The organism is Sporacetigenium mesophilum DSM 16796 (assembly GCF_059569055.1).
Window position 1 is genome coordinate 1 of record NZ_JCANUR010000034.1, and the last position, 8,884, is coordinate 8,884.

At 28.2% G+C, this 8,884-nt stretch carries 7 protein-coding genes, 1 tRNA gene and 1 other annotated feature; of the genes, 6 read left to right on the forward strand and 2 right to left on the reverse strand.

The window, feature by feature from the left end; genetic code table 11:
* The first annotated feature begins 226 nt into the window (after positions 1 to 226).
* Positions 227 to 317, forward strand: a tRNA-Ser gene (locus BS62_RS14875).
* A gap of 21 nt (positions 318 to 338) precedes the next feature.
* Here BS62_RS14875 and BS62_RS14880 read toward each other — a convergent pair.
* Positions 339 to 1,262 carry a ribonuclease H-like domain-containing protein gene (locus tag BS62_RS14880; RefSeq protein ID WP_496492051.1) on the reverse strand — a complete coding sequence of 308 codons (924 nt, stop codon included), beginning with the start codon at positions 1,260 to 1,262 and terminating at the stop codon, positions 339 to 341.
* A gap of 73 nt (positions 1,263 to 1,335) precedes the next feature.
* Between BS62_RS14880 and BS62_RS14885 the strand changes: the two genes are divergently transcribed.
* The 4 genes from BS62_RS14885 to BS62_RS14900 all read left to right on the forward strand — a co-directional run bounded on the left by BS62_RS14885 (position 1,336) and on the right by BS62_RS14900 (position 6,211).
* Positions 1,336 to 3,426 carry an ATP-dependent helicase gene (locus tag BS62_RS14885; protein WP_496492052.1) on the forward strand — a complete coding sequence of 697 codons (2,091 nt, stop codon included), beginning with the start codon at positions 1,336 to 1,338 and terminating at the stop codon, positions 3,424 to 3,426.
* Between the two features lie 76 nt (positions 3,427 to 3,502).
* Positions 3,503 to 3,716: a binding site (T-box leader), on the forward strand.
* A gap of 262 nt (positions 3,717 to 3,978) precedes the next feature.
* On the forward strand, positions 3,979 to 4,782 hold the full coding sequence (locus BS62_RS14890; RefSeq protein ID WP_496492053.1) for a transporter substrate-binding domain-containing protein: 804 nt from the start codon (positions 3,979 to 3,981) through the stop codon (positions 4,780 to 4,782).
* A 20-nt stretch (positions 4,783 to 4,802) separates the two neighbouring features.
* Entirely contained in the window at positions 4,803 to 5,477 is a 675-nt protein-coding gene (locus BS62_RS14895) for an amino acid ABC transporter permease (RefSeq protein ID WP_496492054.1), read from the forward strand.
* 11 nt (positions 5,478 to 5,488) lie between these two features.
* Positions 5,489 to 6,211: an amino acid ABC transporter ATP-binding protein gene (locus BS62_RS14900; protein WP_496492055.1), complete on the forward strand. Its 723-nt coding sequence runs from the start codon at positions 5,489 to 5,491 to the stop codon at positions 6,209 to 6,211.
* Between the two features lie 83 nt (positions 6,212 to 6,294).
* Here the strand turns inward: BS62_RS14900 and BS62_RS14905 are convergent, their stop codons facing one another.
* Positions 6,295 to 7,290 carry an asparaginase gene (locus tag BS62_RS14905; protein WP_496492056.1) on the reverse strand — a complete coding sequence of 332 codons (996 nt, stop codon included), beginning with the start codon at positions 7,288 to 7,290 and terminating at the stop codon, positions 6,295 to 6,297.
* Positions 7,291 to 7,654: 364 nt separating this feature from the next.
* Between BS62_RS14905 and BS62_RS14910 the strand changes: the two genes are divergently transcribed.
* On the forward strand, positions 7,655 to 8,764 hold the full coding sequence (locus BS62_RS14910; RefSeq protein ID WP_496492057.1) for an ABC transporter ATP-binding protein: 1,110 nt from the start codon (positions 7,655 to 7,657) through the stop codon (positions 8,762 to 8,764).
* The last annotated feature ends 120 nt before the right edge of the window (positions 8,765 to 8,884 follow it).

Consider the following 8,884-nt stretch of genomic DNA (forward strand, 5'->3'; position numbering starts at 1 on the left):
ACTCTAAAATATCACAAACTTTTGAAAAGTTATTCAAGTTATGCCCAAAAGTATTAACAAAATCCCCAATAGTCCTACTTAAAAAGTTTGGATAATACACAGGCACCATTATCAATCTATATTTATATATTCTATATTAAAATTGAAACTCCTTATTAAAAACAGATTTTATGATATTGACATATAGATATATACATGATATTATAATCCATGTAGTAAAAAATATGGAGAAGTACTCAAGTGGCTGAAGAGGCTCCCCTGCTAAGGGAGTAGGTCTCGCAAGGGGCGCGAGGGTTCAAATCCCTCCTTCTCCGCCATTTTAAAAAGTCGTTGATTTTTCAACGACTTTTTTCATTTCTAAATTCTTTTGTTAAAATATACTTTGATAAGGTAGATATATTATTTTCCAAGGGGTCTAGGTTTATCATCAATGGTATTATAGTACTAAGTTCATAGTATATTATATTATTTGTATTATTATCAAATCCATTTTTTATATTTAAGGTAATATTTATTCTATTCTTATGACCGTTTATTGAATAATTTTCTTTATAAATTTCTATGTCCACAGGAAAATCTATATTAGATATGTATTCTATAGTCAAAATATTTTTTTTGAATTTATAATTGTTCATAATAACTTTATATGAGCTATTGTATATATCTACTTCTATGAAATCTAATCTTTCTTCTATTAAACTTTTTATTTTAAATATTTTTCCAAGATAGTATATATCTTCGTAATTATGGAGAAGTATTTTCTTTTTTAACTCTTCATTTTGAGTTATTTCATACTGTTTATATAATTCCACACTATCTTTACCTGATATTGTATCTTTTCTCTCTATTCCTAAGTATTTTTCAACTGTTTTTAGTTTACAATCTATAAGTGATAATTTTTTTTGATAAGGCCTAACTACATTTAGGATATCTATATCTTTAGTCTTATCTATGATATAATTTATATCATTAGATTTAAATCTTTCGTTTAAATATGGAATATCAAAGCGTATACCATTAAAGGTTATATGATATTTAAATTCTTTAAATGCTTCCTTGAAGTAAAACAATATTTCTTTTTCCTCATTAGAATTATCTGCGAAAAACTGTTGCACAATAGTTTTATTGTTTTTTATATATAAGATACCGATTAAGATAACTTTACTATACTTAGGACTAAGACCTGTTGTTTCTATATCAAAAACACAGTGGTTAGTTGGAATATCTATTATTTCATCTATAACATTAGTTATAATTTGCATAAGTTCACTCCTGTATATTTATTTGCCTAAGTACATTATAATACAAATAAAAAATATTTTAAGGTGATAAGTCATGCTAAATATAGAAAATTTAAACAAAAATCAAAATAAGGCTGTAAATCATATAAGTGGACCTTGTATGGTGTTAGCAGGCCCAGGTTCAGGAAAAACAAGAGTAATAACATATAGAATAATAAATATGATACAAAATAGCAATATAAATCCAGGGAACATATTAGCAATAACATTTACTAAGGCATCTGCCACTGAAATGAAAGAAAGAGCGTTGAAATTAAGTTCTGATTATGGAATAAATAAGGTTACATTTGGAACCTTTCATTCTGTATTTTTTAGGATATTAAGACATTTCAAGAAATATAACTTGGATTATATACTAAATGAAAAAGATAAAAAGTTTATAATAAAGAATATACTAAAAACTTTAAAAATAGAAAATGGCGAAGATGAAGACATTATTTCAGGTATTATAAATGATATATCATACTTGAAAAATGAACTTATGGAAGCCGTAGACTTTGATTCAAACACATTGTCAAATGAAGAATTTAAAAACGTATATAGAATGTATGAAGAGTACAAAGAGCAAATGAATAAAATAGATTTTGACGATATGTTAATACACACATATCATTTATTAAATAACAATGTTAGTGCTCTTAATACAGTTAGAAATAGGTACAAATATATATTAGTAGATGAGTTTCAAGATATAAATAAAGTTCAATTTGAAATATTAAAGCTCATATCGTCACCTAACAATAATATATTTGTTGTAGGAGATGAAGACCAAAGTATATATGGATTTAGAGGGGCAAGACCTGACTTTTTATTGCAATTTGAAGAGTACTTCCCAAATGTAGTTAAGATAGTACTGGATGTGAATTATAGGTCAACGAAAAATATAATATCTTCAGCAAATAAACTTATAAAGAACAACAGTAATAGATATGATAAAATCATAAAGCCGAATAGAGAAGATATAAGTAGTGATGTAAATTATATGTATCCTGAAGACTCTGAAGATGAAGCGTCAAAAATAGGAAAAGATATAGCTCAAAAAATAAATGAAAATAATTTAAATTACTCTGATTTTGCAGTTATATATAGAACCAATATTCAATCCCGGGCACTTATAGATGTATTTATGGATATGAGTATACCATTTGTAGTAAGAGATACCGTAGTAACTATATATGACCATTGGGTATGTCAAGATATACTATCATACTTAAGGTTATCTTTAGATATTAATCTTAAAAATGAATGGATAAGGATTATAAACAGACCATTTAGATACATATCAAAAGATAGTATAAAGATGGCTAGCGATGAATCTAACTTTATAAATACTTTAAAAGAAAAATGTGATCTCCATTACAAACAACTACAGACTATAGAAGATTTAGAAATGGATTTGGGATATATAAGCGGGCTATCTCCTAAAAATGCAATATCATATATAAGAACTAGCTTAGAATACGACAGATATATAGTAGAGTATTGTTCTAATCGAAAACTAAAGGCAAATGGATTATTCGAAATATTAAATGAGATAGAAAGTTCTGCTGTACATTTTAAGACTGTAAAAGATTACCTAGATCACATACAAAAAGTAAAAGAAGAGATGGTCTATGCAAAAAAAGATGTTATCAAAGATGGAGTAGTGTTTACTACTATGCATAGTGCAAAGGGTCTAGAATTTAAAAATGTTTATATAGTAGGAACAACAGAAGGAACAATTCCTCATGAAAAGTCATACGATATAGAGGATGAAAATCAAAAACTTCAAGCTATAGAAGAAGAGAGAAGGTTACTTTACGTAGGGATAACAAGGGCTATGAATAACTTATATATAAGTATACCTAAACACAAGTATAATAAAGCTGTATTTAAATCTAGATTTATAGATGAAATAAAAGGAATAAAAAAGAAAGATCTGAATAAAATTAAAGTAAAGCAAGAAGAAAATATGATTAATACAGATGTAAATACAGGAGATAAAATATACCATAACAAATTTGAAGAAGGACTTATACTAGATAAAGAAGATGGAAGGATATCTGTTGAATTTAAAGCAGGTATAAAACTACTTGATTATATAACTTGTTTAAAGAATGGTATAATAAAGAAAATAAGTAAATAAATTACAAGTATAATTTTCAAAAAACTATGTTGACAATATATTAATATGTCTGTATAATCAAATTAAATTAAATATTGTAAATCCTACGACGAAGAGAGTAGCTTAAATGGAATTTACAGCGAACTAGGGGTGGTGTGAGCCTAGTAATGAAATTTATAGTGAAAAGAGCTTTTGAGGATATTGCTTGAACTAATAGTAGGGCAATAGGAGTGTCTCGCCTTAAGAGATAAGAGTGGATAAGTATAACTTATCAACAAGAGTGGTAACGCGGATGTTAATTCGTCTCTTGGTCTTCGGACCAAGAGACTTTTTTATTGTTACTAAACTTGATGAGTATATTTATCAATAAGAGTGGTACCACGGATAATAATTCGTCTCTTAGTCATATGACTAAGGGGCTTTTTTTATGTTAATTTTGAGGAGGCGATAGTAATGAGGTGTAAAAAACAAAAAGGTTAATAATAAAAATTAATTATAAAAGAAAGTAAAAAACAATATAAAATTATTTGAGTATTCTCATTTAAAAATCATTATACTTTGGGAGGTATTATCATGAAGAAAATAAAAAGTTTATTAATATATACATTTATATTAGTTTTAGCAATGTCATTAGTTGGATGTGGTTCTAAAGAAGATGTAAGTAAATTACAACAAATAAAGGATAAAGGGGTATTAGTAGTTGGAACATCTGCTGATTATCCTCCATATGAATTTCATAAAGAGATAGATGGAAAAGATACTATAGTTGGTTTTGATATGGCTATAGCGCAAGAAATAGCTAATGATTTAGGAGTAAAATTAGAAATAAAAGATATGAAGTTTGATGGATTATTAGGAGCACTTACAGCAGGTAATATAGACATGGTTGCCGCTGGAATGACTCCAACTGAAGAAAGACAAAAAAATGCTGATTTTTCAAAGATATACTATACTGGTCAAAATGTAATAATTGTAAACAAAGCTAACGTAGATAAATATAAAACTATTGAAGATCTTAAAGATTTAAAAATAGGTGCTCAAAAATCTAGTATACAAGAACAATTTGCTAAAGATGAAATAAAAGCAACAAACATAAAATCTTTAAGTAAGATTCAAGATTTAGTTTTAGAACTTAACAATGGAAACGTTGATGCAGTTATATTAAGCAGCAATACAGCTGATTCACACCTTAAAAAATATGATAAGTTAACATTATCTAATATTAAATTAACTAGTGGAGATGAAGGTTCTGCAATGGCTTTTAAAAAGTCTGAAGACAAAGAATTAATAAACGAAGTAAATAAAACATTAGATAAGTTAATGAAAGAAGGTAAAATAGATCAGTTTGTTGATGAAGCAACAAAATTATCTCAATAAGCCTAAATGGAGGTGACAACATGGATTTTTCTTTCTTAAGTGAATACTATAAGTTTTTTATAAATGGTGCAAAAATAACTATAATGGTATCTTTAATAGCAGTAATATTAGGATTTATATTAGGGATATTCATATGTCTTATGAAAATATCAAAGAATAAATTTTTAAAAATAATATCATCAGCTTATATAGAATTTTTAAGAGGTACTCCTGTTTTAGTTCAACTATATCTTATATACTATGGGTTACCTACACTTGGGATTACATTCCCAAGTATAGGGCCTATATCATCTGACTTTATAGCTGGAACTTTAGCATTATCTATAAACTCTAGTGCATATATAGCAGAGATATTAAGATCAGGTATCCAATCTATAGAAAAAGGTCAGATGGAAGCAAGTAGATCTTTAGGAATGGATTATACTATGGCTATGAGATATATAATAATACCTCAAGCTTTAAAAAATGTATTACCTGCTTTAGTAAATGAATTTGTTGTTTTAGTTAAGGAATCATCTATAGTTTCTATAATAGGTATACATGACCTTATGTACAATGCAGATACGGTAAGAGGTAACACTTATTTAGCATTTGAGCCTCTTATAATAGCTTCTATTATATACTTTGTTCTGACATTTAGCTTATCAAAGCTTGTAACTATGTTTGAAAAGAAACTAGCAAGTAGTACTGTATAGGAGGTATTAATATGATAAAAATAAATAATTTAAAAAAGAAATTTGATAATTTAGAAGTACTCAAAGATATAGATTTAAATATAAGTAAAGGCGAAATAGTAGCTATACTAGGACCAAGTGGCTCAGGAAAAAGTACTTTGCTTAGATGTATTAATTTACTTGAAGAACCTAGTGGTGGAGAAATAATATTCAAAGATAAAAACATTACTGATAAAAATAATAACATAAATACTACAAGACAAAAAATAGGAATGGTTTTTCAAGGTTTTAATTTATTTCCTCATATGACTGTACTAGATAATATAATATTATCTCCTGTAAAAGTAAAAGGTGTTTCAAAGGATGAAGCTATAAAAAAGGCAGAATTATTATTAGATAGAGTAGGATTATTGGATAAGAGAAATTCATATCCAAATCAATTGTCAGGTGGTCAAAAACAGAGAATAGCAATAGCTAGAGCATTAGCTATGGAACCTGAAGTTATGTTATTTGATGAGCCTACTTCGGCTTTAGATCCTGAAATGGTTAAGGAAGTTCTAGATGTTATGAAAGAGCTAGCTAAAGAAGGTATGACTATGGCTGTAGTTACTCATGAAATAGGATTTGCTAGAGAAGTTGCAACTAGAGCTATATTTATGGATAATGGATATATAGTGGAAGAGGCATCACCAAAGGATTTATTTTATAATCCTCAGCACTTAAGAACTCAAGAATTTTTAGCAAAAGTTATATAGAAAAAAGCCTACTGAAATCAGTAGGCTTTTTTGAGCAACGGGACTGCTCTTCAAGGCCGTTGGCGACATGAGCATAGCGAATTTTAGTAGTATATACCTTCTTCAAAGTAATCTTTTATTTCATTTAAATCATTAGTTTTTCCTAAAGCTAACATAAGTTTTATTCTAGCTTTTTGACCAGGAAGGTCCCCACCAAATATACAACCTAAGTTTCTTAAATCTCTACCTGAACCTAGATATCCATAACTGTCAAATACTCTACCTGTATGACATCTAGAAACAACAACAACAGGTATCCCTTTTTCTCTAGCGTATTTCACACCTTCGTACATTTTAGGTGGTATATTTCCTCTTCCCATAGCTTCTATAACGAGGCCCTTAGAACCAGAGTTAACAGATAATTTTATAAGTCTATCATCCATTCCAGCACAAGCTTTTATTAAGTCTACATTACATTCAACGATATCTGTTTCTATGTTTTGTCTATATACTATGTTTCTAGAAAGTATAAGTTCATTTCCATCTATTATACCTAAAGGACCATAAGATAGTGATTTAAAAGTATCTAAAGTCATAGTATTAGTTTTGGTAGCTTCTGATGCTAGGTTTACTTCGTTGTTCATAACTAATAAACCGCCTTTTCCTTTTGCTTTATCAGATATAGCTGTACAAACTGCTGCAGCTAAGTTGCTAGCTCCGTCATAACCTAGTTCATCACTACTTTTCATAGCTCCAGTTATAACTAAAACCTTTTCTGTACTTACAGTTAAATCTAAGAAATATGCAGTTTCTTCTAAACTATCTGTTCCGTGAGTAACTATTACACCAGATAAATCTTCTCTATTTAATAAATCTTTAACCACATGTTTAAGTTCCATCATTTTTTCTGGAGTCATATGAGGCCCAGGGATTTCAGCGAAATTTATTACCTCTATATCTGCTAATTTATCTATATTAGTGACCATTGACATTATTTGTTCACCTGAAAGTGATGGTATGGCAGCTCCTATTTTTTCATCTACAGTCATTGATATAGTTCCACCTGTGAAAACTATAGCGACTTTCTTTTTATTATTCATTTTGAAACCTCCTTAACAACATTTATGATATACTATTGATGTTAATTTTTATATATGTGTGGTTTATAACTAAACATTTAATTACATTATATAACAAAATTCAACAAAATAATATATTAATTGTGTTAATTTGTTATTTTTTAAGACAATAAATCAAATCTAATAAAGATCTATATATATTAAAGCCATTACATACTAAAATTTATAATAGTAACAGTAGAGTGTAGAATAGTTTAAAAAATAATCTTAAAGATTATCATAGTATGTATAGTTTATACCTACTTATAGTATATGATTAAAGTTGATAAAAAAATCGATTAAATTATAGATAATAATTGTGAAAGATACAAAAGGAGAAGTTTAGATGGCAGGATTAAAATTAAAAAACATTTGCAAATTATATCCAAATGGATACAATGCTGTTAAAAATTTAAGCTTAGATATAGAAGACAAAGAATTTATAGTATTAGTTGGTCCATCTGGATGTGGAAAGTCCACTACACTTAGAATGATAGCGGGCCTTGAAGAAATAAGTTCAGGAGAATTATATATAGGAAATAAATTGGTAAACGAAGTAGAACCTAAGGATAGAGATATAGCTATGGTTTTTCAAAATCATGCATTATATCCCCATTTAAACGTATATGAAAACATGGCATTTTCACTGAAAATAAGCAAAAAACCTAAAAGTGATATAGATAGAAAAGTTATAGAAGTTGCTAAATTACTAAGAATTGAAAATATATTAAATAGAAAACCAAAAGAGTTATCTGGAGGCCAAAGTCAACGAGTTGCATTAGGAAGAGCTATAGTGAGAAACCCTAGGGTATTCTTAATGGATGAGCCTTTATCAAATTTAGATACAAAACTAAGAACTCAAATGAGAATGGAAATAAGTAAACTTCATAAAAAACTCGGAACTACATTTATTTATGTGACACATGACCATGTAGAGGCTATGACTATGGCTGATAGAATAGTAATAATGAAAGATGGCGTAATACAACAAATAGGTACTCCTAAACAAGTATACAATAACCCATGTAATATATTTGTTGCAAGTTTTATAGGAGCCCCTCAAATGAACTTTATAGATGCTAAGGTAATAGAATATAATGAAGGGGTGTATGTAAGGTTTAATAAAACTAAAATAGCTTTAAGTAAGCAAAAATCAGATATGTTAAGATTAAAAGGATACATAGGCAAAGAAGTAATACTTGGAATAAGACCAGAAGATGTATATTTAGTGAATAATAAAGATAAAGGGTTTGAAGCGACTGTTGAAATATGCGAACTTACAGGATCTGAAATATATGTATATTTAGATGTTAATGGCATTCCTATAACAGCTAGATTTGATGGAGGACATAGCATTAATACAGATGATAAATTAAAACTTTCTATTGATGAATATAAGATACATATATTTGATAAAGAAACAAAAAAAAACTTACTTGGCTCCGAAACCAAGTAAGTTTGTCCATGGATGTATATCTCCGTTCAAAAGGGGTATTGGGAATAGAGATTTTTATTAAGGTTATCAGGGGGATAACCATGTATTAATAATAACAAATTGCGACAAAGTTTGCAATAG